This is a genomic window from Streptomyces sp. V4I8, from assembly GCF_041261225.1.
Taxonomy (GTDB): Bacteria; Actinomycetota; Actinomycetes; order Streptomycetales; family Streptomycetaceae; genus Streptomyces.
In genome coordinates this window covers 4308850-4331898 of the sequence record NZ_JBGCCN010000001.1, presented here as the reverse complement: position 1 = coordinate 4331898, position 23049 = coordinate 4308850, and the positions used below count along the sequence as shown (strand labels likewise).

Annotated in this window: 21 protein-coding genes and 1 tRNA gene; 12 read left to right on the top strand and 10 right to left on the bottom strand. The window is 69.9% G+C overall.

The window, feature by feature from the left end; genetic code table 11:
• Nucleotides 1-36 precede the first annotated feature (36 nt).
• The 4 genes from eno (at nt 37) to ABIE67_RS19595 (ending at nt 3505) form a co-directional block, all read left to right on the top strand.
• Nucleotides 37-1323: a phosphopyruvate hydratase gene (gene eno / locus ABIE67_RS19610; protein WP_370259124.1), complete on the top strand. Its 1287-nt coding sequence runs from the start codon at nt 37-39 to the stop codon at nt 1321-1323.
• A 116-nt stretch (nt 1324-1439) separates the two neighbouring features.
• Nucleotides 1440-1916: a septum formation initiator family protein gene (locus tag ABIE67_RS19605; RefSeq protein WP_370259123.1), complete on the top strand. Its 477-nt coding sequence runs from the start codon at nt 1440-1442 to the stop codon at nt 1914-1916.
• A gap of 29 nt (nt 1917-1945) precedes the next feature.
• Entirely contained in the window at nt 1946-2464 is a 519-nt protein-coding gene (locus ABIE67_RS19600) for a DUF501 domain-containing protein (protein WP_370259122.1), read from the top strand.
• Nucleotides 2465-2533: 69 nt separating this feature from the next.
• Complete coding sequence (locus ABIE67_RS19595; protein ID WP_370259121.1) at nt 2534-3505, top strand: exopolyphosphatase; 972 nt, start codon at nt 2534-2536, stop codon at nt 3503-3505.
• A gap of 81 nt (nt 3506-3586) precedes the next feature.
• On the opposite strand, the gene ABIE67_RS19590 is transcribed toward ABIE67_RS19595, so the two are convergent.
• On the bottom strand, nt 3587-3808 hold the full coding sequence (locus tag ABIE67_RS19590) for a hypothetical protein (RefSeq protein WP_370259120.1): 222 nt from the start codon (nt 3806-3808) through the stop codon (nt 3587-3589).
• Between the two features lie 561 nt (nt 3809-4369).
• Between ABIE67_RS19590 and ABIE67_RS19585 the strand changes: the two genes are divergently transcribed.
• Nucleotides 4370-5758, top strand: a complete 1389-nt coding sequence (locus tag ABIE67_RS19585) for an NAD(P)/FAD-dependent oxidoreductase (RefSeq protein WP_370259119.1) — start codon at nt 4370-4372, stop codon at nt 5756-5758.
• Between the two features lie 97 nt (nt 5759-5855).
• On the opposite strand, the gene ABIE67_RS19580 is transcribed toward ABIE67_RS19585, so the two are convergent.
• Complete coding sequence (locus tag ABIE67_RS19580) at nt 5856-6461, bottom strand: hypothetical protein (protein ID WP_370259118.1); 606 nt, start codon at nt 6459-6461, stop codon at nt 5856-5858.
• Nucleotides 6462-6722: 261 nt separating this feature from the next.
• Here ABIE67_RS19580 and ABIE67_RS19575 point away from each other — a divergent pair, with 261 nt between their 5' ends.
• Nucleotides 6723-8021, top strand: a complete 1299-nt coding sequence (locus ABIE67_RS19575; protein ID WP_370259117.1) for a class I SAM-dependent methyltransferase — start codon at nt 6723-6725, stop codon at nt 8019-8021.
• 118 nt (nt 8022-8139) lie between these two features.
• On the opposite strand, the gene ABIE67_RS19570 is transcribed toward ABIE67_RS19575, so the two are convergent.
• Entirely contained in the window at nt 8140-10674 is a 2535-nt protein-coding gene (locus ABIE67_RS19570; protein WP_370259116.1) for an ABC transporter permease, read from the bottom strand.
• Nucleotides 10674-11444: an ABC transporter ATP-binding protein gene (locus tag ABIE67_RS19565; protein ID WP_370259115.1), complete on the bottom strand. Its 771-nt coding sequence runs from the start codon at nt 11442-11444 to the stop codon at nt 10674-10676. The genes ABIE67_RS19570 and ABIE67_RS19565 overlap by 1 nt, the downstream gene beginning before the upstream one ends.
• A 393-nt stretch (nt 11445-11837) precedes the next feature.
• On the opposite strand from ABIE67_RS19565, the gene ABIE67_RS19560 reads away from it, so the two are divergent.
• The 3 genes from ABIE67_RS19560 (at nt 11838) to ABIE67_RS19550 (ending at nt 14364) form a co-directional block, all read left to right on the top strand.
• Nucleotides 11838-11921, top strand: a tRNA-Leu gene (locus tag ABIE67_RS19560).
• 145 nt (nt 11922-12066) lie between these two features.
• Nucleotides 12067-13242, top strand: coding sequence for a 4-hydroxybenzoate 3-monooxygenase (locus ABIE67_RS19555; RefSeq protein ID WP_370259114.1), 1176 nt, complete (start codon nt 12067-12069; stop codon nt 13240-13242).
• A gap of 228 nt (nt 13243-13470) precedes the next feature.
• On the top strand, nt 13471-14364 hold the full coding sequence (locus ABIE67_RS19550) for a Bax inhibitor-1/YccA family protein (protein ID WP_370259113.1): 894 nt from the start codon (nt 13471-13473) through the stop codon (nt 14362-14364).
• Nucleotides 14365-14472: 108 nt separating this feature from the next.
• On the opposite strand, the gene ABIE67_RS19545 is transcribed toward ABIE67_RS19550, so the two are convergent.
• Nucleotides 14473-14703 (bottom strand): DUF4287 domain-containing protein, encoded by a 231-nt coding sequence (locus ABIE67_RS19545; protein WP_030049879.1) that lies wholly within the window; start codon nt 14701-14703, stop codon nt 14473-14475.
• Nucleotides 14704-14797: 94 nt separating this feature from the next.
• Here ABIE67_RS19545 and ABIE67_RS19540 point away from each other — a divergent pair, with 94 nt between their 5' ends.
• On the top strand, nt 14798-15109 hold the full coding sequence (locus tag ABIE67_RS19540; RefSeq protein ID WP_370259111.1) for a hypothetical protein: 312 nt from the start codon (nt 14798-14800) through the stop codon (nt 15107-15109).
• Nucleotides 15110-15236: 127 nt separating this feature from the next.
• Here the strand turns inward: ABIE67_RS19540 and ABIE67_RS19535 are convergent, their stop codons facing one another.
• The 3 genes from ABIE67_RS19535 to ABIE67_RS19525 form a co-directional block, all read right to left on the bottom strand.
• A complete protein-coding gene (locus ABIE67_RS19535; protein ID WP_370268748.1) occupies nt 15237-16019 on the bottom strand; it encodes a hypothetical protein in 783 nt (260 codons plus the stop codon).
• A 295-nt stretch (nt 16020-16314) separates the two neighbouring features.
• Nucleotides 16315-17535 (bottom strand): acetyl-CoA C-acetyltransferase, encoded by a 1221-nt coding sequence (locus ABIE67_RS19530; protein WP_370259109.1) that lies wholly within the window; start codon nt 17533-17535, stop codon nt 16315-16317.
• A gap of 340 nt (nt 17536-17875) precedes the next feature.
• Entirely contained in the window at nt 17876-18901 is a 1026-nt protein-coding gene (locus ABIE67_RS19525; protein ID WP_370259108.1) for an SGNH/GDSL hydrolase family protein, read from the bottom strand.
• Nucleotides 18902-19060: 159 nt separating this feature from the next.
• Between ABIE67_RS19525 and ABIE67_RS19520 the strand changes: the two genes are divergently transcribed.
• On the top strand, nt 19061-20449 hold the full coding sequence (locus tag ABIE67_RS19520; RefSeq protein ID WP_370259107.1) for a cystathionine beta-synthase: 1389 nt from the start codon (nt 19061-19063) through the stop codon (nt 20447-20449).
• A gap of 342 nt (nt 20450-20791) precedes the next feature.
• Here the strand turns inward: ABIE67_RS19520 and ABIE67_RS19515 are convergent, their stop codons facing one another.
• Nucleotides 20792-21622 (bottom strand): helix-turn-helix transcriptional regulator, encoded by an 831-nt coding sequence (locus ABIE67_RS19515; RefSeq protein ID WP_370259106.1) that lies wholly within the window; start codon nt 21620-21622, stop codon nt 20792-20794.
• 156 nt (nt 21623-21778) lie between these two features.
• Between ABIE67_RS19515 and ABIE67_RS19510 the strand changes: the two genes are divergently transcribed.
• Nucleotides 21779-22540: an SDR family oxidoreductase gene (locus tag ABIE67_RS19510; protein WP_370268746.1), complete on the top strand. Its 762-nt coding sequence runs from the start codon at nt 21779-21781 to the stop codon at nt 22538-22540.
• Between the two features lie 22 nt (nt 22541-22562).
• Here the strand turns inward: ABIE67_RS19510 and ABIE67_RS19505 are convergent, their stop codons facing one another.
• Nucleotides 22563-23003: a hypothetical protein gene (locus tag ABIE67_RS19505; protein WP_370259105.1), complete on the bottom strand. Its 441-nt coding sequence runs from the start codon at nt 23001-23003 to the stop codon at nt 22563-22565.
• Nucleotides 23004-23049 lie beyond the last annotated feature (46 nt).

The window sequence follows — 23049 nt, the reverse complement described above, 5'->3', positions numbered from 1 at the left end:
GCGGACTGCGTACCCGCGTCACATCCCAAGAAGGAGATGCTCGTGCCGTCCATCGACGTCGTCGTAGCCCGGGAAATCCTCGACTCGCGAGGCAACCCCACCGTCGAGGTCGAGGTCGGCCTCGACGACGGCAGCACGGGTCGTGCCGCCGTTCCGTCCGGCGCCTCCACCGGCGCCTTCGAGGCCATCGAGCTCCGCGACGGCGACCAGAACCGCTACCTCGGCAAGGGTGTCGAGAAGGCCGTCCTCGCCGTCATCGAGCAGATCGGCCCGGAGCTCGTCGGCTACGACGCCACCGAGCAGCGCCTGATCGACCAGGCCATGTTCGACCTGGACGCCACCGACAACAAGGGCTCCCTCGGCGCCAACGCCATCCTCGGCGTCTCCCTCGCCGTGGCCCACGCCGCCTCCGAGGCCAGCGACCTCCCGCTCTTCCGCTACCTGGGCGGCCCGAACGCGCACCTGCTGCCGGTGCCGATGATGAACATCCTGAACGGCGGCTCGCACGCCGACTCCAACGTGGACATCCAGGAGTTCATGATCGCCCCGATCGGCGCGGAGTCCTTCTCCGAGGCCCTGCGCTGGGGCGCCGAGGTCTACCACACCCTCAAGAAGGTGCTGAAGACCAAGGGCCTGTCCACCGGCCTGGGCGACGAGGGCGGCTTCGCCCCGAACCTGGAGTCCAACCGCGCCGCCCTCGACCTCATCGTCGAGGCCATCAAGCAGGCCGGTTACGTGCCCGGCGAGCAGATCGCGCTCGCTCTCGACGTCGCCGCGTCCGAGTTCTACAAGGACGGCTCGTACGAGTTCGAGGGCAAGTCCCGCTCGGCCGCCGAGATGACCGAGTACTACGAGGAGCTCGTCTCCGCGTACCCGCTGGTCTCCATCGAGGACCCGCTGTACGAGGACGACTGGGACGGCTGGAAGATCATCACCGAGAAGCTGGGCGACAAGGTCCAGATCGTCGGCGACGACCTCTTCGTCACCAACCCCGAGCGCCTGGCCCGCGGCATCGACGAGGGCGCCGCCAACGCCCTGCTCGTCAAGGTCAACCAGATCGGTTCGCTGACCGAGACCCTGGACGCCGTCGAGATGGCCCAGCGCAACGGCTTCAAGTGCATGATGTCCCACCGCTCCGGCGAGACCGAGGACGTCACGATCGCCGACCTCGCCGTCGCGGTGAACTGCGGTCAGATCAAGACCGGCGCCCCGGCCCGCTCGGACCGCGTCGCCAAGTACAACCAGCTGCTGCGCATCGAGGAGATCCTCGACGACGCCGCGGTGTACGCCGGCCGCAGCGCCTTCCCGCGCTTCAAGGGCTGACCAGGCTGACCGGCTGACCCCCACCTGGGGTGAGCCTTAGCCAGTCGTACGTACGTCCCCGTACTCGGTCCCGTACCGTGTGCGGGGACGTACGCGTGTGAAACGGGAGGCGGGACATGGCCGTCAAGGACCGGGACCGGTTCTCCACCGCGACCAGGATCCGGTTGCTCGGCGAGCAGACCGCGGCCCGCGTCTACCGCTCCCAGACCAAGCGGCAGGCCCGGCGCTCCAGGCTCACCGGACGCGCCGCGCTGCTCGCGCTGGTCCTCTGCTCCATGGTCGTGGCGCTGGCCTACCCCATAAGGCAGTACGTCTCCCAGCGCGCAGAGATCGCCGACATGCAGCGGCAGAAGGAGGAGGCCGCGCAGCGCGTCGAGCAGCTGCGCGACCTCAAGGCACGCTGGCAGGACGACGCGTACGCCGAGCAGCAGATCCGGCTGCGGCTGCACTATGTGCTGCCCGGGGAGACCGGTTTCATCGTGGTCGACCCGGACGCGGCCAAGCAGGCGCGGACCGACCAGCGCGCGGCCGACCGCCCCTGGTACACGAACATCTGGGCCGGGGTCGACAAGGCGGACGCCGCCGACCACTGAGCCCAGCGAGAACCGATAGAAAGACAGGCATGCAAACGCCCCCGCCGCCCACCCCGCGCACCGAGCCCACCGACGCGGACGTCGAGGCCTTCAAGCAGCAGCTCGGTCGGCCCCCGCGCGGGTTGCGCGCGATCGCGCACCGGTGCCCGTGCGGGCAGCCGGACGTCGTCGAGACGGCCCCGCGCCTGCCCGACGGCACGCCCTTCCCGACGCTGTACTACCTGACGTGCCCGAAGGCGTCGTCGGCGATCGGCACGCTGGAGGCGAACGGCGTGATGAAGGAGATGACCGCGCGGCTGGAGAGCGACCCGGAGCTGGCCGCGTCCTACCGGGCCGCGCACGAGGACTACATCCGGCGCCGCGACGAGATCGAGGAGCTGAAGGGTTTCCCGAGCGCGGGCGGCATGCCGGACCGGGTGAAGTGCCTGCACGTCCTGGTCGCCCACTCGCTGGCCGCCGGGCCCGGGGTGAACCCGCTGGGGGACGAGGCGGTCGCGATGCTGCCCGAGTGGTGGGCCAAGGGGCCGTGCGTCCTTCCCGCCGAGTGATCTCGCCTCCGCCGCCCCTCCCCGTCCCACACCTGAAATGAAATGTCCCGCGCATCGGAAGGGCACCCCATGACCCGCGTCGCCGCCATCGACTGCGGTACGAACTCCATCCGGCTCCTCGTCGCCGACGTGGACCCGGCCACGGGCGAACTCGTCGACCTGGACCGCCGTATGACGATCGTGCGCCTGGGCCAGGGCGTCGACCGTACGGGCCGGCTCGCCCCCGAGGCGCTGGAGCGCACCTTCGCCGCCTGCCGGGACTACGCGGCGGTCATCAAGGAGCACGGCGCCGAGCGGCTGCGCTTCGTCGCCACCTCCGCCTCCCGGGACGCCGAGAACCGGGACGAGTTCGTCCGCGGGGTCATGGACATCCTGGGCGTCGAGCCCGAGGTCGTCACCGGGGACCAGGAGGCCGAGTTCTCCTTCACCGGGGCGACGAAGGAACTGGTGGGCCGCGAGGACCTGCACCGGCCCTACCTCGTCGTGGACATCGGCGGCGGGTCCACCGAGTTCGTCGTCGGCGAGGAGCACGTCCGCGCGGCACGTTCCGTGGACGTCGGCTGCGTGCGGATGACCGAGCGTCACCTGGTCCGCGACGGCGTGGTCTCCGACCCGCCCTCCGAGGAGCAGATCGCGGCGATGCGGGCCGACATCGAGGCCGCCCTCGATCTCGCCGAGGAGACGGTGCCGTTGCGTGAGGCGAGGACGCTGGTGGGGCTCGCCGGTTCGGTCACGACGGTGTCGGCGATCGCGCAGGACCTGCCCGAGTACGACTCGGTCCGTATCCACCACTCCAGGGTCAGCCACGACCGGGTCCGCGAGATCACCGACCGGCTGCTGCGCTCGACCCACGCCGAGCGTGCGGCCGTACCCTCCATGCACCCGGGGCGAGTTGACGTCATCGGGGCGGGCGCGCTGGTGCTGCTCGCCATCATGGAACGGATCGGCGCCGAGGAGGTCGTCGTCAGTGAGCACGACATCCTCGACGGCATCGCGTTCAAGGTGGCGGAAGACGCCGAGGAGGGCAAGGCCGGCAACTGACCTGCCGTGAACCGGAACGGCCCCGGTACCTCGTGGAGGTACCGGGGCCGTCGTGTGTGTCAGCCCGTGCGGGCCTGTCCGTCAGTTGCAGAGGAGGACGATGAGGCCGCTGCACCCTCCGTCGTCGCCATGGCCGCCGTAGGCCGTACTCGCCTGTACGGCCGTGGCCTTCGTGGCGACGGGGTGGGCAGGCGTGGCGGCCGCGGCCGTGGCCGCCCCCGCTGCAAGGGCGATGCCGAGGGCAGCGCCGACCGTGACTATTCGGGAGGTGGCCCGCTGGAGGGCCTTCTGTGAGGTGATCATGGCTGCACGTTATGTGCCCATCTGATCATTTTCGCGCCGAGTGTGGCCGACCGAGTGACGGCCATGCGGGAATGGTGACCCGGGTCGCGTCGGCGGCGTGGTTCGGGTCTCGTTCACTACTGGTCGGTAGTCATCGGCTGAGCAGGTCGGCTAGCGTATGAGCGCTCCTGAGGGGGCCTCTTGGGGCTGCCGTAGACCCCCCGCAGACACCCGCTGAAGAAACTTCGTGAAGTTCTTCACAAGGAATTGGGCCCTGGAGAAGCACGGATGGCCGCCGGTTGACCCTTCCGAGGGGTGAACAGGGCCTTGAACATGTTCAGACGGCCGGTGTAAGGATGCTTCAGGAGGCTTTCCCCGGAGGGTGTTTCGGCCCGCTCACAGGGGGCCCGGAGAGCCAGAGAGGCAGCTCACGCGGCATTGACAACGGGGCGTAGCGCTTCCGGGTTCCCGATCGTGACCATGACCTGGGTCACGCGGGCCGGGGAGTGTAGCACAGGCCCTGCAAGAGCTTGTGAAGGGGCGCACGAGCGACCCCCCTGAGGCGGGTGGATACTCGATGGCATGAGCACCACGGAGCGTCCCAGGATCCTCGTAGTAGGCGGTGGGTACGTAGGCCTGTACGCAGCTCGGCGCATCCTCAAGAAGATGCGCTACGGCGAGGCGACCGTCACGGTCGTCGACCCCCGGTCGTACATGACCTACCAGCCCTTCCTCCCCGAAACCGCCGCCGGCAGCATCTCCCCGCGCCACGTCGTCGTCCCGCTGCGACGCGTGCTGCCCAAGGCGGAGGTTCTCACCGGCCGGGTCACCACCATCGATCAGGACCGCAAGGTCGCCACGATCGCCCCGCTGGTCGGCGAGGCGTACGAGCTGCCCTTCGACTACCTGGTCATCGCGATGGGCGCGGTCTCCCGCACCTTCCCGATCCCCGGCCTCGCCGAGCAGGGCATCGGCATGAAGGGCATCGAGGAGGCCATCGGCCTGCGCAACCACGTCCTCGAGCAGCTCGACAAGGCCGACTCCACGACCGACGAGGAGATCCGCCGCAAGGCGCTCACCTTCGTCTTCATCGGCGGTGGCTTCGCGGGCGCGGAGACCATCGGCGAGGTCGAGGACATGGCCCGCGACGCGGCCAAGTACTACACCAGCGTCTCCCGCGAGGACATGCGGTTCGTCCTCGTCGACGCCGCCGACAAGATCCTGCCCGAGGTCGGCCCCAAACTCGGCCAGTACGGCAAGGAGCACCTGGAGGCCCGCGGGGTCGAGGTCTACCTCTCCACCTCGATGGACTCCTGCGTCGACGGCCACGTCGTGCTGAAGAACGGGCTCGAGGTCGACTCCAACACCATCGTGTGGACGGCCGGCGTCAAGCCGAACCCGGCCCTCGGTCGCTTCGGTCTGCCGCTCGGCCCCCGCGGTCACGTCGACTGTGAGACGACGCTCCAGGTCAAGGGCACCGACTACATCTGGGCCGCGGGCGACAACGCCCAGGTTCCGGACCTCGTCGGCCGCAAGGCGGGCAACGAGAACGCCTGGTGCCCGCCGAACGCCCAGCACGCGCTGCGTCAGGCCCGCGTCCTCGGCGACAACGTGATCTCCGGTATGCGGGGCTTCCCGCAGAAGGACTACTCGCACGCCAACAAGGGCGCGGTGGCCGGCCTCGGCCTCCACAAGGGCGTGGCGATGATCGTCATGGGCAAGATGAAGATCAAGCTCAAGGGCCGTCTCGCCTGGTACATGCACCGCGGCTACCACGGCCTGGCGATGCCGACCTGGAACCGCAAGGTCCGCGTCTTCGCCGACTGGACCCTCGGCATGTTCCTCAAGCGCGAGGTCGTCTCCCTCGGCGCGATGGAGCACCCGCGCGAGGAGTTCTACGAGGCCGCCAAGCCGGCCCCGGTCGCTGCCGCGAGCAAGGCCGACAAGGGCGAGAAGGCCAAGGCCTCCTGACTTTCGGACCTCTCGTCACCACCCCGAAGGGGCCGCCCGCCATCCGTGGTGCGGGCGGTCCCTTCGGCATGTGTGCGCTCCCGAGGGCTTCGGGCGGTCAGAGAGCCCGGCCGGGCTGGCCGCCGGCGGGCAGCTGGACGCTGTCGAGGAGCTGCTTGTAGTCCGCTTGCACGGTGTCCGGCTCCGTGCCGACGCCGACCGCCGCGATCTGGACCACGTAATCGCCCGTGTCGATGAAGCCGACACGGCCGGCGGTGCCATCAGGGGCAGCGATGTCCGCATGGAGCGCGGGATGGCCGTCAGCCGTGGTGCCCGTACTGACGTTGGTACTTTCGATCTTCTCCTCGGCGGACTGCGCGGGCTCGTTGTAGCCGGACACGTAGCCCTCGAGGGCGGAGTCGAGATCGTTCTGACCAGCACCGGACGATTCGACGACCGAGAACTGGGCGATCATGGAGTCGGTCTCCGCTACGTACGTACGACCGTCAGGCAGATTCTCGACCTTGGGTTTCGCGGGAAGCTCGGCGGTGATGCCGCTGTGTGCGTCCTTGGTCTCCACCCATCGGGCATCAGCCGCGGTGACGCTCGGGGCGTGCGGCGCCGGGGCGGCGAACGCGGTGCCCGGCAGGAGGGCACCTCCGGTGATCACCGTGGTCGAAGCGGTCAGTAGGGCGAAGCGCTGGAAGCGGGAAAGTCGAGTCATGGCCGTTCACATCCGTAGGAAGCAGGGAAAGCGGATACGTCCATTAGGGCCCGCTGCCCGGGGCCCGTCATGCCACGGCCTTTCGTGACAGGAGAACTCGGGACTTGACACCGGCCGCGATGCCGTCGGCGTCCTGGACAGCGACGCCCGGATGCTCTGACAATTTGCCCAAACGTGACACCGTGGCGGGACAGCGTCGCGGGCGTTCTGGTGTTTACGTTGTTGGACATTCCGGGATTCCTCGTCACGGAGGTGTGCGCCATGCCGGACGCCGCGGTGCGGCTGAAGAGCCTTCTGGAACAGTTGCTGGGAGTTCCGCTCCCGGTGCGCATCCGCGCCTGGGACGGTTCGCAGGCGGGGCCGCCGGGCGCGCCCACCCTCGTCGCACGCAACCGCCGTGCCGTACGGCGACTGCTGTTCAAGCCCGGTGAACTGGGCCTGGCCCGGGCCTGGGTGGCCGGGGACCTCGACATCGAAGGCGATCTCTACACCGCCCTCGATCTGCTCGCCGGGCTCGTGTGGGAGCGGGGGGAGGACGCCCGAAGCCTGGCTCAGGCGCTCCGGGATCCCGAAGTGCGCGCCGCCGTCCGCGGGCTCGTCCGGCTGGGCGGGCTTCCGCTGCCGCCCGCGCCGCCCCCCGAGGAGGTGCGCCGGGTCCGCGGTCATCTGCACACCAAGCGCACCGACAGACGCGCCATCAGCCATCACTACGACGTCGGCAACGACTTCTACGAGATCGTCCTCGGGCCGTCCATGGTGTACTCCTGCGCCTACTGGGCGGCCCCGCCCCCGGCCGGCACCCTCGAAGACGCCCAGCGCGACAAGCTCGACCTCGTCTGCCGCAAGCTCGCTCTCAGGCCCGGCCTGCGGCTGCTCGACGTCGGCTGCGGCTGGGGCTCCATGGCCATGCACGCGGCCCGCGAGTACGGCGTGAGCGTCGTCGGCGTCACCCTCTCCCAGGAGCAGGCGGCCTACGCCCGCAAGCGCGTCGCCGACGAGGGGCTCACCGACAAGGTGGAGATCCGCGTCCGGGACTACCGGGACGTCGACGACGGGCCGTACGACGCGATCTCCTCCATCGGCATGGCCGAACACGTCGGCGCCGAACGGTACCTGGAGTACGCCGATGTGCTGCACCGGCTGCTGAAGCCCGGCGGCCGGCTGCTCAACCACCAGATCGGGCGGCGGCCGCAGCGCGACGAATCCTCGTACCAGGTCGACGAGTTCATCGACTCCTACGTCTTCCCCGACGGTGAGCTGCAGCCCATCGGCGTCACCGTCACCCAACTCGAACGCGCGGGGTTCGAGGTGCGCGACGTCGAGTCGATCCGGGAGCACTACGCCCTGACCCTGCGCCGCTGGGTCGACCGGCTGGAGGCCGACTGGGCGCGGGCGGTCCGGCTCACCGGCCCGGGGCGCGCCCGCGTCTGGCAGCTGTACATGGCCGCCTGCGCGCTCGCCTTCGAACGCAACCGCATCGGCGTCAACCAGGTGCTGGCGGTCAGGACGTCCGACTCCGGTGACTCGGGGATGCCGCTGCGCTCCCGCACCTGGAGCTGAAACCACAGGGGCCCCGCTCCCTCCCGGGAACGGGGCCCCTGTGCCAGGGGTGTTTGAGAGTCCCGCACAGCACCGGACACCGCGGGCACCGCACGGGACTCTCGCACACCCCCTACGGCTATTCCGCCTTGATCGCGTTCAGCATGTTCAGCCGCGCGGCGTTGCGGGCCGGCCACAGCGCGGCCAGGACGCCCACCAGACCGGCCAGCACCAGGAAGATCCCGATCCGGTCCCAGGGCAGGACCAGCGCGTAGCCCGGGATCTGGTCCGCGAAGGTCTCGCCGATCGCCCAGCCGAGGAACGAGCCGAGACCGACGCCGACGACCGCGCCGAACACCGAGATGACCACGGCCTCCAGCCGGACCATCCGCTTCACCCGGCGCCGGTCGAGACCGATCGCGCGCAGCATGCCGATCTCCTGCTGCCGTTCGAAGACCGACATCGCGAGGGTGTTGACGACACCCAGCACGGCGATGATCAGGGCCATCGCCAGCAGGCCGTACATGATGTTCAGCAGGGTGTTGATGACGCCGCCGAACTCGTTGCGGATGTCCTGCTGGTCCATGACCGTGATCGCGGGGTTGTCGCCCAGCGCGTCGACGAGGACCTTCTCGTTCGCCGCGGACTCGCCGCCGTCGACCTTCACGAAGATCTGCTGGATGGACGGCTGCACCTCGTGCGGGTTCACCACCTTGGTGTCGACGAGGACGGGGGAGAGGAACTCGCTGTCCTTGAAGACGGCGCCGACCGTCAGCGTGCCCTTCTTCTCGTCGTTGAAGGTGACGGGGAGGCTGTCGCCGGGCTTCCAGCCCTTGCTCTTGGCCGTCTTCTCGGCGACCGCGATCTGGCCCTTGGCGAGCGAATCGATGCTGCCGCTGACGACGTCGACGTTCAGGACCCGCTCGATGTCGCCCGGCGTGACCGCCGAAGCGGACACGAAGTCATCGTCCCCGAGGCGGAAGTAGGCGCTCTGCTGCGGCGAGACCGCCGAGACGCCCTTGGCCTTCTCCAGCGCCGTCAGCGCGGACTCGTCGAGGTCCCCGCCGTTCGCCATCGAGACCATGTAGTCGGCCTTGATGTTGTCCGTGGTCATCTTGTCGATGGCCGTGCCGACCGTGACACCGAGCACCGACAGGCCGGTCACCAGCGTCAGTCCGATCGCCAGCGCCGAGGCGGTGGCGCCGGTACGGCGGGGGTTGCGGACCGCGTTCTGGCCGGCCAGCTTGCCGGCCACGCCGAAGGGGCCGGCGAGCAGCGGGCGGACGAGCGCGATCACGGGCCGGGACAGCAGCGGGATCAGGATGATCACACCGACCAGCGCGAAGAACGCGCCCGCCGCGATGTACATCCGCCCGTCGTCGCCGCCGGACGAGGCACCCAGCACGATCCCGGCCGCGCCGAGGGTGGTGATGGCCGCGCCGATGGAGTTGCGCACCACCAGCGACTTGGTGGTCGCCACCGCGTGGACGCTGCTCATGGCCGCCACCGGCGGGATCTTCGCGGCCCGGCGGCCGGGCAGCCAGGCGGCGAACATCGTGATCAGCACACCGACGGCGATCGCGGCGATCACCGGCGTGACGGACAGGATGAGCGGGCCGTCCGGGATCTTCATGCCGAACGCGGCCATCCCGGACCGCAGACCGACCGCGAGACCGACGCCGAGGACGAAGCCGATCACCGAGGCGACCAGGCCCACCACCGCGGCCTCGGCGAGCACCGAGCGGGTGATCTGCTTGCGCGAGGCGCCGACGGCCCGCATCAGCGCGATCTCCTTCGTACGCTGGGCGACCAGCATCGTGAAGGTGTTGGAGATCAGGAAGACCCCGACGAAGAGCGCGATGCCCGCGAAGCCGAGCAGGACCTGCTTGAGCGAGCCCAGACCCTCTTCGATCTGCTCGGCCTGCTCGTCCGCCAGCGCCTGGCCGGTCTTGGCCTCGGCGGCGTCCGGCAGCAGCGGCTTGACCGCGTCCAGGATCTTCGCGTCGGACGCGCCGGGGGCGGCGGTGACGGTGGCGCTCGCGAAGTAGCCGGGCTTGAGGTACTGCTTCTGGGCGACCGCGGTGTCGAAGAGGACGAGGCTGCCGCCGGCGTTCACGGCGCCGTCCTCGGTGGTGAACACACCGCTGAGGGTGTACTCCTTCACCGGCCCGTTCGTGGCGACCCGGACCCGGTCGCCGACCTGGTACTCGCCCTTGGCGGCGGACTCCTTGTCCAGGGCGATCTGATCGTCCTTCACCGGGCCGGAGCCGTCGGTGAACGTGTAGGCGGGGTCCTTGCCGTCCTTGCCCGGGGCGAAGTTGGCGCCCTTGTTGGACCAGCCGACGCCGATCAGCTTCCCGTCGGGGTCGGCGACCCCGGCGAAGCCGTCGACGCGGCCGTACGCGGCGTCGACGCCGTCCACCGCGGCGATCTTGTCGAGGGTCTTGCGGGAGAGACCGGGCTCTTCCTTGGCGTCGTCCGGGTTCGCGTACGAGGTGATGGCGACGGCGACGTTGTCGTAGCTCTTCGCCGACTGGTTGCGGAAGGCGTTGGAGAGGGTGTCGGCGAAGACCAGGGTGCCGGAGACGAACGCGACGCCGAGCATCACGGCGAGCACGGTCATCAGGAGCCGGGCCTTGTGCGCGAGTACGTTGCGCAGGGCGGTGCGGAACATCAGCTGGTGCGGCCCTTCGCGTCGAACTGCTTCATGAAGTCGAGGACGTTGTCCGCGGTGGGCTTGTACATCTCGTCGACGATCCGACCGTCGGCGAGGAAGACCACCCGGTCCGCGTAGGCCGCGGCCACCGGGTCGTGGGTCACCATCACCACCGTCTGCCCCAACTCCCGTACGGAGTTGCGCAGGAAGCCGAGCACCTCGGCGCCCGAGCGCGAGTCGAGGTTTCCGGTCGGCTCGTCGCCGAAGATGATCTCGGGCTTGGAGGCCAGCGCGCGGGCGACGGCGACGCGCTGCTGCTGGCCGCCGGAGAGCTGGGCGGGGCGGTGACTGAGCCGGTCGGCCAGGCCCACCATCCGGATGACCGAATCCACCCACTGCTTGTCCGCCTTGCGGCCCGCGATGTCCATCGGGAGGGTGATGTTCTCCAGGGCGGTCAGCGTGGGCAGCAGGTTGAACGCCTGGAAGATGAAGCCGATCTTGTCCCGGCGCAACTTGGTGAGCTGCTTGTCCTTCAGGGAGCCCAGCTCGGTGTCGCCGATGCGCACCGAACCCGAGGAGAAGGTGTCCAGGCCCGCCACGCAGTGCATCAGCGTGGACTTGCCGGAGCCGGAGGGGCCCATGATCGCGGTGAACTCGGCCTGCCGGAATTCGACGGAGACCCGGTCCAGGGCGACCACCTGGGTCTCGCCCTGTCCGTAGATCTTCGACAGATCCGTGGCACGCGCGGCCACTGTGGTGGCCCGGCCGGCGATGGATGCGGTGGTCACGAGAAGGCGCTCCTGAGGGACGACGGTGTGTTCGAAGGGACGTCATCCATCGTCCTGGCCGAAGAGCGTCGTGTAGTCAGTCGCTGTTCTGGTTCCGAAGACAGACTGCGGATGGACGGGACACCGCCGCGTCATACCTGAGGATGACAAGGACCCCTGACGGGTGGTCGCGTCAGGAACAGGTGGAGCGTCCTCGTTTGGACGGTGAAATTCCGTCATTCCGTATGCGCCGCCGACGGCCGCACGTAAGGCTATTGGCAAGTGCGGATGGCGCGTTCCGTGGGCTGATGCACCCTCAGACGTCAATAAAATAAGACAACATCGGTCCGCCCGTCCGCTGTTCGGGGGATGTATCCCGATAGGCTCGGAACCTCGATGCGGAGCCCATGGCTTGCCCAGATGGTGGAATGCAGACACGGCGAGCTTAAACCTCGCTGCCCCTTCGCGGGCGTGCCGGTTCAAGTCCGGCTCTGGGCACTCCGACTTTTTCCTCCCTTCCCGCTCCGGCGAGCTTCCCTTCAAGAGTTCACCGCACGACCGTTGACAGCGGGCGTGTGTGGTCGGAGACTCCATCAGGGAATGGTGAATAAAACTTCACCAGGCGAACGAAGGGAAGTGACCGATGCGCACCACCGTCGGCATCATCGGAGCGGGCCCCGCCGGGCTCCTCCTCGCCCGTCTGCTCCACAACGCCGGCATCGACTCGGTCGTCCTGGAGAGCCGCGACCGCGCCTACGTCGAGCACCGCCAGCGCGCCGGGATCCTGGAGCAGGGCACGGTGGACGTGCTGCGCGCGGCCGGCGCGGCGGAGCGCATGGACCGCGAGGGCCTACGGCACGACGGCATCGAGCTCCGCTTCGACAGGAAGCGCCACCGCGTCGACTTCCCCGCCCTCACCGACGGCCGGTCCGTGATGGTCTACGCCCAGACCGAGGTCTGCAAGGACCTCATCGCCCTCCAGCTCAAGGAGGGCGGCCCGCTGCTCTTCGAGGCGGAGGCCCTCGCCGTGGAGGGCGCGGACACCGACAGCCCGCGTGTGCGCTTCCGGCACGAGGGTGTCGAGGACGTCCTCGAATGCGACTACGTCGTCGGCTGCGACGGCTTCTGGGGCGTGGCCCGCAAGGCGATCCCCGTCGAGCTCACCCAAGTCTTCGAACGGACGTACCCCTTCGGCTGGCTCGGCATCCTCGCCGACGTGGCCCCCTCGCACGACGAGCTGGTCTACGCCCGCCACGACCGCGGCTTCGCCCTGCTGTCCATGCGCTCCCCGTCCGTCTCCCGCCTCTACCTCCAGGTCCCCGAGGGCACGGACGCCGAGGAGTGGGGCGACGACGAGATCTGGACGGAACTGGAGCGCCGCTTCGAGACCGCCGACGACTGGAGGCTGGAGCGCGGCCCCATCACCCAGAAGTCGGTCACACCCATGCGGTCCTACGTCCACGAACCCATGCGTCACGGCCGTCTCTTCCTGGCCGGTGACGCGGCGCACATCGTGCCGCCGACGGGGGCCAAGGGGCTGAATCTGGCCGTCGGTGACGTCGTCACCTTCGCGCGGGCACTGACGCACGAAAGGGAGACCGGGTCCGCCGAACTCCTCGACGGCTACTCCGAGGCCTGTCTGCGCCGGGTCTGGCAGGCCGAGCGGTTCTCGTACGACATGACGACCATGCTGCACCGCGCCCCCGACGCCGGCCCCTTCGAGGACCGGATCCAGCTGTCGCGACTGGAGCGGCTCACGTCGTCGAGGGCCGCCGAGACGGACCTGGCCGAGGGGTACACCGGCTTCCCGTTCGGGTGAGTGCGAGCGCGTGAGACCGGGTGCGGGCCAGGGGAGTGATCTCCGGTCGGTTCCGGCCATGTCGCAGCTTGGTTATGAATGATCCCCTCCGTGGCCGGGAATCACCCGGCCGCGTAGCGTGTTGGCCAGCACGACAAGGGAAAGATCCTCCCCAAGCACTAGGGTCAATCCTTTGCCTACCTATTACTCTTGAGCCAAGGCCACGCACGGTGGCCATGGAGGAGTGAAATGAGGAGCAGCAACCCGGTCTTCTCGCGACGGGGGTTCAGCCGCGACAACGGCTACGCGGGCTTCAACACCGCGCCGCAGGCCGGGGGCGCCGCTGTCGGCACGCAGGGCAACCCGTATGCCCAGCCGCAGGCCGGCAACCCGTACGCGCAGAACCCTTACGCCCAGCAGGACCTTCAGTACGGCGCACCGCCGCAGGCCCCGGCCACCACCGGCCGGATGACGATGGACGACGTCATCCTGCGCACGGGCACCACGCTCGGCACCCTGGTCGTCACGGCCGCGCTCGCCTGGGCGCTGCTGCCGGTCGACGACGCGAACATCAGTCGGTCCTACGGCATCGCCATCGCCGCCGGTCTGGTCGGCATGGTGCTGGCGCTCGTCCAGTCCTTCAAGCGCAAGGCCTCGCCCGCGCTGATCCTGTCGTACGCCGCGCTCGAGGGTGTCTTCCTCGGCGTCGTCTCCAGCGTCGTCGACAACCGCATCGCCAGCGGTGCGGCCATGCAGGCGGTGCTCGGCACGATGGCGGTCTTCACCGCGGTGCTGGTGGCGTACAAGGCGGGCTGGATCCGCGTCAACCGACGCTTCGTCGGCTTCGTGATGGCGGCCGCGCTCGGCTTCGTCCTGCTGATGGCGGTCAACCTGCTGTTCGCGGTCTTCGGCGGCGGTGACGGCCTCGGCTTCCGCAGCGGCCCGCTCGGCATCGTCTTCGGCATCGTCGGCATCCTGCTCGGCGCCTGCTTCCTCGCCCTGGACTTCAAGCAGGTCGAGGACGGTCTCGCCTACGGCGCGCCGCGCGAGGAGGCCTGGCTCGCGGCCTTCGGCCTCACCATGACGCTGGTGTGGATCTACATGGAGTTCCTGAGGCTCATCTCGATCCTCAACAACGACTAGTCTCCAACGACAACCAGTCTCCGACGGTTGAGCGGTGGTTCCGCCGGCAGTCGTTCAGCGAAGGGCCCCGGGTTCGCCCCCGGGGCCCTTCGTCGTCTGTGCGCGCGTCTAGAGGAACTTGCGCGCCGCCCTCCTCAGGTCGTACTCGTGGACGATCGCCTTCGCGTGGCCGTACGCGAGGTCGTATTCGTGGCGTAGCCAGCTGACCTTCTCCTCGAAGCGAACGAGGGCCGGTCCTTCTTCTACGGTGCGGAGCCAGTCGGAGACTTCACGACCGGTGCAGTGGGGGATGCGGGCGAGCATGTTGCGGTGGGTCTCCTCGGAGAGGACGTGGGACATCGGCGCCTCCGGACGCAAAGGGGATGTAAGCCGGTCCTTCAGGTCACCGTGCCTGAGCGTTCGCCCGTTGGCAACAGTCGCGTACGCTCACGGCGTGGTTGATACGACGCGTCTGACCCGAGCCGTTGATCACTTCGCCGACCGGTTGAGGGCGGCGCCGCAGTCTCGCTTGCAGCGGAGCGCTGCCGCGGAGGCGCTGGCGCTGGCCAGGCGGTTGGCCTCGTGGGCCCAGGCTGTGGAGGCGCCCGGGGTTGAGCCTCGGGTGATGCCTGATGCGGGGATGTTCGCCGCGGCGGACCAGATCACCGTTGCCGCGCATGACTTGGCGGTCGTTCTCGAGAGCGACGAGCAGGTGTCCGAGGCGGTGCGGTTGGTCGAGGAGGCGCAGAAGAAGGCGGGGGTGTGAGGTTCGTTGGCGGCCGCGGGGTTGTGGGGGCTCGTCGCGACCACGCGGCGGAGCCGCATATCGACACAGTCCCCGCGCCCCTTCAGGGAGTTGCAGGAGCCCGGCGCCCAGAAGCACCGACCTGGACCTACAGGCTTGCTATGACCCTGTCCGCCAGGATGTAGACGTTCTCCTCGCCGCACGCGAAGGTCAGCGTGTAGGCGCCGGACACTCCTGAGCCGCCCAACAACACCGGGGTCTCGCCCGCGCGCAGGGCCGTCGCCAGGCGCTCTGCTGTCTCGCGGTGGCCCGGGGTCATGCACAGCGTGGTGCCGTCGGCGAAGACGTAGACGTCGAGGGTGCCCAGCGGGCCGGGGCGGACGTCGGTCAGTTCGGTGGCGGAGGCGGCCAGTTCCTCAAGGGTGGACACCGTGCGCTCATGGTCGTTCACGGCCGGTGAGGCGACCGGGACGAAGTCCGGGTGGGAGGGGTGCCGGCGGCGGGCCGCGGCCAGTTCGGGGGACTCCCCGGCGAACTCGTCGGCGTCCGCGGTCGGCTCGATCACCGGCTCCAGATGCTCCAGGCCCGCGAAATCGGCCTGGCGGGGCAGGAACAGCTCGCTGTCCGACAGGCCCAGCAGGGTGGGCGCGTCCGAGCCGTCACGGGCCTCCTGGGCGGCCCAGAAGGCGCGCGCCTCGGCCAGCTCCCGCTCGCGTTCCTCGGCGAGTGCCTCGGCCACCGCGGCGCGTATCTCATCGGCCTCGGCGGAGAGACGGGCCGGGGGGACCAGGCCGCGGGCCGCGGCGGCGTTGTTCTGTGCCAGCTCGGTGTGCAGGGCCGCGACCTGTCGGCGCAAGACCATGAGGGTGCGCAGGACGGCTACGCCCACGGCGCCGGTGGCGGCCGTGGTGAGCAGCAAGGCGATCGGCATGGCGCTCACTGACGTACTCCCGGTTCAAAGTCGACCCCCGACTTCCTACATCAGCTTGAAGGGCGGACTATCCAGCTGTCAGTGCGTAACGTCACGAAACGGACAGGATTTTGGGCCTGGAGTTTGGTGGTGCAACGGCTCTGAGCTGCGTAGATCCCTCCGCAGAGGGAGATAGGTCACATCCTGGGGGAGATTGGATCACAAAACGGCCCAGAACCTTGGAGTTTCCCGGGTTCTGGGCCGAAGGCTCACGCTGGGTCGTGAGTTGACTACTCAGGGGGCTTTGTCGAGGGCGTCAGCTGAGGCGCTCGATGACCATCGCCATGCCCTGGCCGCCGCCGACGCACATCGTCTCCAGACCGAACTGCTTGTCGTGGTGCTGGAGGGAGTTGATGAGCGTGGTGGTGATGCGGGCGCCGGTCATGCCGAAGGGGTGGCCGACGGCGATGGCGCCGCCGTTGACGTTCAGCTTGTCGATGTCGATGCCCAGTTCGCGGTAGGAGGGGATCACCTGGGCGGCGAACGCCTCGTTGATCTCGACCAGGTCGATGTCGTCGATCGTCAGGCCGGCCCGGCGCAGGGCCTGCTGGCTCGCCTCGACCGGGCCGAGGCCCATGATCTCGGGGGAGAGGCCGGAGACGCCGGTCGACACGATGCGGGCGAGCGGGGTCAGGCCGAGCTCGCGGGCCTTGGTGTCCGACATGATCACGAGGGCTGCCGCGCCGTCGTTGAGCGGGCAGCAGTTGCCGGCGGTGACGAGGCCGTCGGGGCGGAAGACCGGCTTGAGGCCGCCGACCGCCTCCAGGGTGACGCCGGCGCGCGGGCCGTCGTCCTTGCTGACGACCGTGCCGTCGGGGGTCGTCACCGGGGTGATCTCGCGCTCCCAGAAGCCGTTCTTGACGGCTTCCTCGGCGAGGTTCTGCGACCGGACGCCGAACTCGTCCATGTCCTCGCGGGTGATGCCCTTCGACCGGGCGAGGTTCTCGGCGGTCTGGCCCATGGCGATGTACGCGTCGGGGACGAGGCCGTCCTCGCGCGGGTCGTGCCAGGTCGTGCCCTCCTGCTGGGCGACGGCGGCGGTGCGGGCCTCGGCCTCGGCGAAGAAGGGGTTGTGGGTGTCCGGGATGCTGTCGGAGTTGCCCTTGGCGTAGCTGGAGACCATCTCCACGCCGGCCGAGATGAAGACGTCGCCCTCGCCGGCCTTGATGGCGTGCAGGGCCATGCGGGAGGTCTGGAGGGAGGAGGAGCAGTACCGGGTGATGGTGCAGCCCGGGAGGTGGTCCATTCCCATCTGTACGGCGACGATGCGGCCGAGGTTGTTGCCCTGCTCGCCGCCGGGGAGGCCGCAGCCGAGCATCAGGTCGTCGATGTCGCGCGGGTCCAGCTCGGGGACCTTGGCGAGGGCCGCCTGGATGATCGTGGCGGTGAGGTCGTCGGGGCGCAGGTCTTTCAGGGAGCCCTTGAAGGCGCGGCCGATGGGGGAGCGGGCGGTCGAGACGATCACGGCTTCGGGCATCACGGCTCCAGTTGAAAGGTGCGGCGCGCAGCGCCTCGTTGAGGGGTGGTGGTCGGGCGACGGGTGGGCATACCGGGGGGTCGGGCAGGGCTGTGAGGGAAGTTACCCGTACGTAGAGGTGAGGTCACGGGCAGGGTGGTGTGACCCTTGCCGCAATTTTCTAAGCGCTTGCTTTCCTCGCCCCCGCCGCCCCTGCCCGTCCCGTCCCTGGGGGCTGCGCCACCAGACCCCCGCTTTCGGCCCTGAACGGGCCTCGTCCTCAAACGCCGGACGGGCTGAACATCCAACCCCTCCGGCGTTCGAGGAGCGGGGTCTGAGTCCCGGGCGAGATCCGCCGTGGTCAGGGGGACGGGGTCACCGGGGTGCGGTCCGGTTCCGGGACGCGGCGGCGGCGTCGGCGCTTCAGGAGGGCCCAGGGGCCCTTCGGGCCCGTCGGCATCGCCGCCGTGACCTCCGTGCCCGCCTCCGACGCGGCCTCGGCCGCAGCCCGCGCCACCGGGAGGAAGCCCTCGCGGCGGGTGACATCGGGACGCTCCTCCTCCGCCGGCCACAGGCCAAGGGTCGCGCAGACCGTCGGGAGGACCGCCATCGCCGCCGTGGCGTAGCCCTCCGCCGAGGGGTGGTAGTTGTCGGGGCCGAAAAGCTCGCGGGGGTTCGCGGCGAACTCGGGTCCCAGCAGGTCGCCCAGCGACACCGTGCGGCCGCCCTGTTCGACGACACCGATCGTCTGGGCGGCCGCCAGCTGGCGTGAGGCCCGCCGGGCCAACCACCGCAGCGGTTGCTGGACCGGCTCGATCGTGCCCAGGTCGGGACAGGTGCCGACCACCACCTCCGCACCGGCCGTGCGCAGCCGTCGTACCGCCGAGGACAGGTGACGGACCGAGCGCGTCGCCGGCATACGGTTCGTGACGTCGTTCGCGCCGATCATGATCACGCAGACGTCGGGTGCCAGGGCGGGATCCGCCAGGACCAGGGCCACCTGACGGTCCAGGTCGTCCGAGCGGGCGCCCGGCAGGGCCACGTTGCGGAACTCCACCTGCCGTTCCGCCACCGCCGCCAGCCCCGACGCCAGCAGCGCCCCCGGCGTCTGCCCCGCCCGGTGGACGCCCTGACCCGCCGCCGTCGAGTCACCCAGCAGCGTCAGGCGCAACGGCGGCTCACCGGGGGTGGCGTACAGCCGGCCGTACCGGCCGTCGGCGTTCGGTACGTGGTTGTTGCTGCCGTTGCCCACGTGGCGCCGGGCCAGCCGCACCTCGGCGAGGAGCAGACCGACGGCCGCCGCGCCGGCCAGGCCGATCCCGCCGCCGCCGTACGCAGCGCCCGCCGCGATCCGTCGGGCCACCCTCGCCCTCGACATGCTCGTCATCCGTCGCCGCCACCTCCTCATAGCCGTACATCCACTGCTTGCCCCGCACGGACCGTGGCCCAATCCCAACGAGGAGTGAACGACCGTCATGGGCCCCGTGCAGGCCATAGGCTGGCGGAACCACTAAGACCACTTCTTTTGCAGCATCCGGAGACAACGGTGCATTTCCACGACTCGATGATCAGCCTCGTCGGCAACACCCCGCTGGTGAGGCTCAACAACGTGACCAAGGGCATCCGGGCGACCGTCCTGGCCAAGGTGGAGTACTTCAACCCGGGCGGCTCAGTGAAGGACCGCATCGCCCTGCGCATGATCGAGGCCGCGGAGGAGAGCGGCGCGCTGAAGCCCGGCGGGACCATTGTCGAGCCGACCAGCGGCAACACCGGTGTCGGACTCGCCATCGTGGCCCAGCAGAAGGGCTACAAGTGCATCTTCGTGTGCCCCGACAAGGTCAGCACCGACAAGATCAACGTGCTGCGGGCCTACGGCGCCGAGGTCGTCGTCTGCCCCACCGCCGTCGACCCCGAGCACCCGGACTCGTACTACAACGTCTCCGACCGGCTCGTGCGCGAGACGCCCGGCGCGTGGAAGCCGGACCAGTACTCCAACCCCAACAACCCGCTCTCCCACTACCACTCCACCGGCCCCGAGCTGTGGGAGCAGACGGCGGGGAAGATCACCCACTTCGTGGCGGGCGTGGGGACCGGCGGGACCATCTCCGGTACCGGCCGCTATCTCAAGGACGTCAGCGACGGCAAGGTGCGGGTCGTCGGCGCCGACCCTGAGGGCTCCGTGTACTCCGGCGGCTCCGGGCGGCCGTACCTCGTCGAGGGCGTCGGTGAGGACTTCTGGCCGACCGCCTACGACCGGACCGTCGCGGACGAGATCGTCGCCGTGTCCGACAAGGACTCCTTCCAGATGACCCGGCGGCTCGCCAAGGAGGAGGGGCTGCTGGTCGGCGGCTCCTGCGGCATGGCCGTCGTGGCCGCGCTGGAGGTCGCCGAGCGGCTCGGGCCGGACGACGTCGTGGTCGTACTGCTCCCCGACAGCGGGCGTGGCTACCTCAGCAAGATCTTCAACGACGAGTGGATGGCCGACTACGGCTTCCTGGAGGACGAGGGCCCGAACGCGCGCGTCGGTGACGTCCTCAACGACAAGGAGCACGGCGCCATCCCGTCCCTCGTCCACATGCACCCGGACGAGACGGTCGGCCAGGCCATCGAGGTGCTGCGCGAGTACGGCGTCTCGCAGATGCCGATCGTGAAGCCGGGCGCCGGCCACCCGGACGTCATGGCGGCGGAGGTCGTCGGGTCCGTCGTCGAACGGGAGCTGCTCGACGCCCTGTTCACCAAGCGGGCCTCGCTCGACGACCCGCTGGAGAAGCACATGTCGGCCCCGCTGCCGCAGGTCGGCTCCGGCGAGCCGGTCGGGGACCTGATGCAGGTGCTGGGCTCGGCCGACGCGGCGATCGTCCTCGTCGAGGGCAAGCCGACCGGTGTGGTCAGCCGGCAGGACCTGCTGGCCTTCCTCGCCAAGGGCGGGAAGTAGCGGCGAACCCGCGGTGAACGGGGCGTGTCCGCGGCGAACTCGGGGTGACCGGGGCCGCTCGGAGCATCGCGGAACTGGTACGAGCGCGTCACGTTCACGCAGCACCCGCTTAACACGGGTCCGGCACATTAGTGGGTGTCGGCAGGGCGGGAGCGGCTCCCCGCCCGAGCCGGCGCCGAACGTCCAAGGACCTCCGGAGCGGCTCCCGGACCTCCATGGACGCCCGGACGTGAGACCCGGTCCTGACCCGGTCCACGTCCCTCGCGGGGACCGCCGTCGTCCCGCCCCCCGGCAACGGGGGTGCGGCGGTCCCCGCGCATGTCTTTTTCGGCCGCCGTCCGGCTACACCTCGGCGGTGGCCCAACTCCCCAGCAACGCCAGCCGCTCCGCCGTCTCCGAGCCCTGCTCCGGCGTGTAGACCACGATCGTCTGGTCCGGGTCCGTCTGGACGGTCAGGGTCTGGTACGGGAGGGTCAGCAGGCCCGCGAGCGGGTGGTGGAGGCGTTTGACGCCGGACATGCAGGCCTTGACCTGGTGGTCGGCCCACAGCCGGCGGAAGTCCTCGCTCCTGACGGAGAGTTCGCCGACGAGGGCGCACAGCTCGGGGTCGTCGGGGCGGTCACCGGCCTTCAGGCGGAGGTGGGCCACCGCCTGGGCGGCGATCGCCGGCCATTCCGGGTAGAGGGCCTCGGACGCGGGGTCGAGGAAGACGTGCCGGGGGATGTTGCGGCCGGCCGGGGCCGTACGGCTGTAGCCGCTCACCGCGTCGGCGAGCGAGTTCCACGCCAGGACGTCCATGCGCGGGCCGATGACGAAGGCCGGGGTGCGGTCCATGCCGTCCAGCAGTGCCTGGACGCCGGGGCGGACCCGGGGCGCTTCCGGCCTGCGCACAGCCCGGTCGCGGCGGGGGCGGGCCACCGTACACAGGTAGGCGTGCTCGGTCTCGTCCAGCCGCAGGACCCGGGCGACGGCGTTGAGGACGGCGTCGGAGACGTGCTGTCCCCGGCCCTGTTCGAGGCGGATGTAGTAGTCGACGCTCACCCCGGCCAGCTGCGCCACCTCCTCCCGGCGCAGTCCCGGAACGCGGCGCCGCCCGTACGAGGGCAGCCCCACCTCCTCGGGCCGGATACGGCCGCGGCGTGAGCGCAGGAAGTCTCCCAGGTCCCCGTCCATGGGTTCGAGCGTAGCCGCGCGGCGGGCCGGGAGCCTGGTACTGCCAGACACAGGAACAACGCATCCCTGGGTAGGGCGGGGCCTGCGACCGAGGATCGAGGGGTGTCGCAGACCGCCGGGGAGACGCCCCGACGGCTCCCTCACCTGGAGGAACCCATGTCGTACGAGAACCTGGCCGGCCGCACCGCGGTCGTGACCGGCGCGGCGAGCGGGATCGGCGAGGCCATCGCCGTGCTGCTCGCCGCGCAGGGAGCGCGGGTCGCGTTGCTGGCCCGGCGCGGGCAGCGGCTGGACGAGCTGGCCGCGAAGATCACGGCGGACGGCGGCGTGGCGCTGGCCGTCGTCGCGGACGTCACCGACGACGCGTCCGTGGGCGCCGCCGCGGAGCGGATCCACGAGGCGTACGGGGCCGTGGACCTCGTCGTCAACAACGCCGGCGTCATGCTGGGCAACCCCGTCGACGCCGGGCGGCTCGACGAGTGGCAGCGGATGCTCGACACCAATGTGACCGGGGTGCTGCGCGTCATCCGGGCGTTCACCGGCGACCTGGTGGCGGCGGCCGCGGACGGGCGCGGCGCCGACCTGGTGAACATCTCGTCGGTCGCCGCGCACCTGACCTTCCCCAACTACGCGGTGTACGGCGCCACCAAGGCCGCGGTCACGTATCTCTCCCAGTGCCTGCGCACCGAGTTCGGGCCGCGTGATGTGCGGGTCACCAACATCGAGCCGGGGTTCGTGGAGAGCGAGCTGCGGGCGCACAACGACAACGCCGAGCTGTCGGAGCAGGTCGAGGGCATGCTCCAGGCGGTGGGCGCGCTGTCGGCCGAGGAGCTCGCCGACGTGGTCGCGTACGCGACGAGCCGGCCCCGGCATGTGAACCTGCGGCAGATCATGGCCCTGCCGACCCGGCAGGCGTGAGCGCCGCGGCCGGACAGGAGGTTCAGTCCTCCCAGCGGTCCTCGTCCTTGGCCGTCTTGCGGCCCCACCCCCGGAAGAGGCCGGGGTTGGTGCGGGCCGCCTGGACGACGTTGACGCCGACGATGCCGATCCAGCTGACCAGCAGGCCGGGGAGGTGGGCTGTGCCGGCGCCGATCGCGGACAGCGGGATCGCCAGGACCAGCGAGACGATGCCGAAGCCGAAGCGCTCGCCGAAGGAGTCCGTCGGCTTCGGCGACCGCGCGCCCCGGGCCGCCACCATCTGCTGCTCGGCCAGCTGCCGCCGCAGCCGGCGCTCGACCGCCCCGTCGATGCGCTGGTCGACCTTCTCCATGAACGAGTCGACCAGCGCGGACTCGTACTCGTCGCCCAGCTCCCTACGGGCCTGCAGGGTGGCGTTGAGTTCCTTCTTGAGCTCGGTGTCCCGCGCGTCCATTCCGGTCATGCGCTTTACGGTAAGGAGCCGGGGCGGCCGCCGCACTGGGGTTAGC

Excerpts from the sequence above, each read along its gene's own strand:
- ABIE67_RS19550 (WP_370259113.1), top strand. The coding sequence starts at position 13,471 with ATGAGGAGCAGCAACCCGGTCTTCTCGCGACGGGGGTTCAGCCGCGAC.
- ABIE67_RS19605 (WP_370259123.1), top strand. The coding sequence starts at position 1,440 with ATGGCCGTCAAGGACCGGGACCGGTTCTCCACCGCGACCAGGATCCGG.
- ABIE67_RS19585 (WP_370259119.1), top strand. The coding sequence starts at position 4,370 with ATGAGCACCACGGAGCGTCCCAGGATCCTCGTAGTAGGCGGTGGGTAC.
- ABIE67_RS19510 (WP_370268746.1), top strand. The coding sequence starts at position 21,779 with ATGTCGTACGAGAACCTGGCCGGCCGCACCGCGGTCGTGACCGGCGCG.
- ABIE67_RS19530 (WP_370259109.1), bottom strand. The coding sequence starts at position 17,535 with ATGCCCGAAGCCGTGATCGTCTCGACCGCCCGCTCCCCCATCGGCCGC.
- ABIE67_RS19600 (WP_370259122.1), top strand. The coding sequence starts at position 1,946 with ATGCAAACGCCCCCGCCGCCCACCCCGCGCACCGAGCCCACCGACGCG.
- ABIE67_RS19535 (WP_370268748.1), bottom strand. The coding sequence starts at position 16,019 with ATGCCGATCGCCTTGCTGCTCACCACGGCCGCCACCGGCGCCGTGGGC.
- ABIE67_RS19580 (WP_370259118.1), bottom strand. The coding sequence starts at position 6,461 with ATGACTCGACTTTCCCGCTTCCAGCGCTTCGCCCTACTGACCGCTTCG.
- ABIE67_RS19555 (WP_370259114.1), top strand. The coding sequence starts at position 12,067 with ATGCGCACCACCGTCGGCATCATCGGAGCGGGCCCCGCCGGGCTCCTC.
- ABIE67_RS19545 (WP_030049879.1), bottom strand. The coding sequence starts at position 14,703 with ATGTCCCACGTCCTCTCCGAGGAGACCCACCGCAACATGCTCGCCCGC.
- ABIE67_RS19525 (WP_370259108.1), bottom strand. The coding sequence starts at position 18,901 with ATGACGAGCATGTCGAGGGCGAGGGTGGCCCGACGGATCGCGGCGGGC.
- ABIE67_RS19595 (WP_370259121.1), top strand. The coding sequence starts at position 2,534 with ATGACCCGCGTCGCCGCCATCGACTGCGGTACGAACTCCATCCGGCTC.
- ABIE67_RS19570 (WP_370259116.1), bottom strand. The coding sequence starts at position 10,674 with ATGTTCCGCACCGCCCTGCGCAACGTACTCGCGCACAAGGCCCGGCTC.
- ABIE67_RS19590 (WP_370259120.1), bottom strand. The coding sequence starts at position 3,808 with ATGATCACCTCACAGAAGGCCCTCCAGCGGGCCACCTCCCGAATAGTC.
- ABIE67_RS19505 (WP_370259105.1), bottom strand. The coding sequence starts at position 23,003 with ATGACCGGAATGGACGCGCGGGACACCGAGCTCAAGAAGGAACTCAAC.
- ABIE67_RS19515 (WP_370259106.1), bottom strand. The coding sequence starts at position 21,622 with ATGGACGGGGACCTGGGAGACTTCCTGCGCTCACGCCGCGGCCGTATC.
- ABIE67_RS19575 (WP_370259117.1), top strand. The coding sequence starts at position 6,723 with ATGCCGGACGCCGCGGTGCGGCTGAAGAGCCTTCTGGAACAGTTGCTG.
- eno (WP_370259124.1), top strand. The coding sequence starts at position 37 with ATGCTCGTGCCGTCCATCGACGTCGTCGTAGCCCGGGAAATCCTCGAC.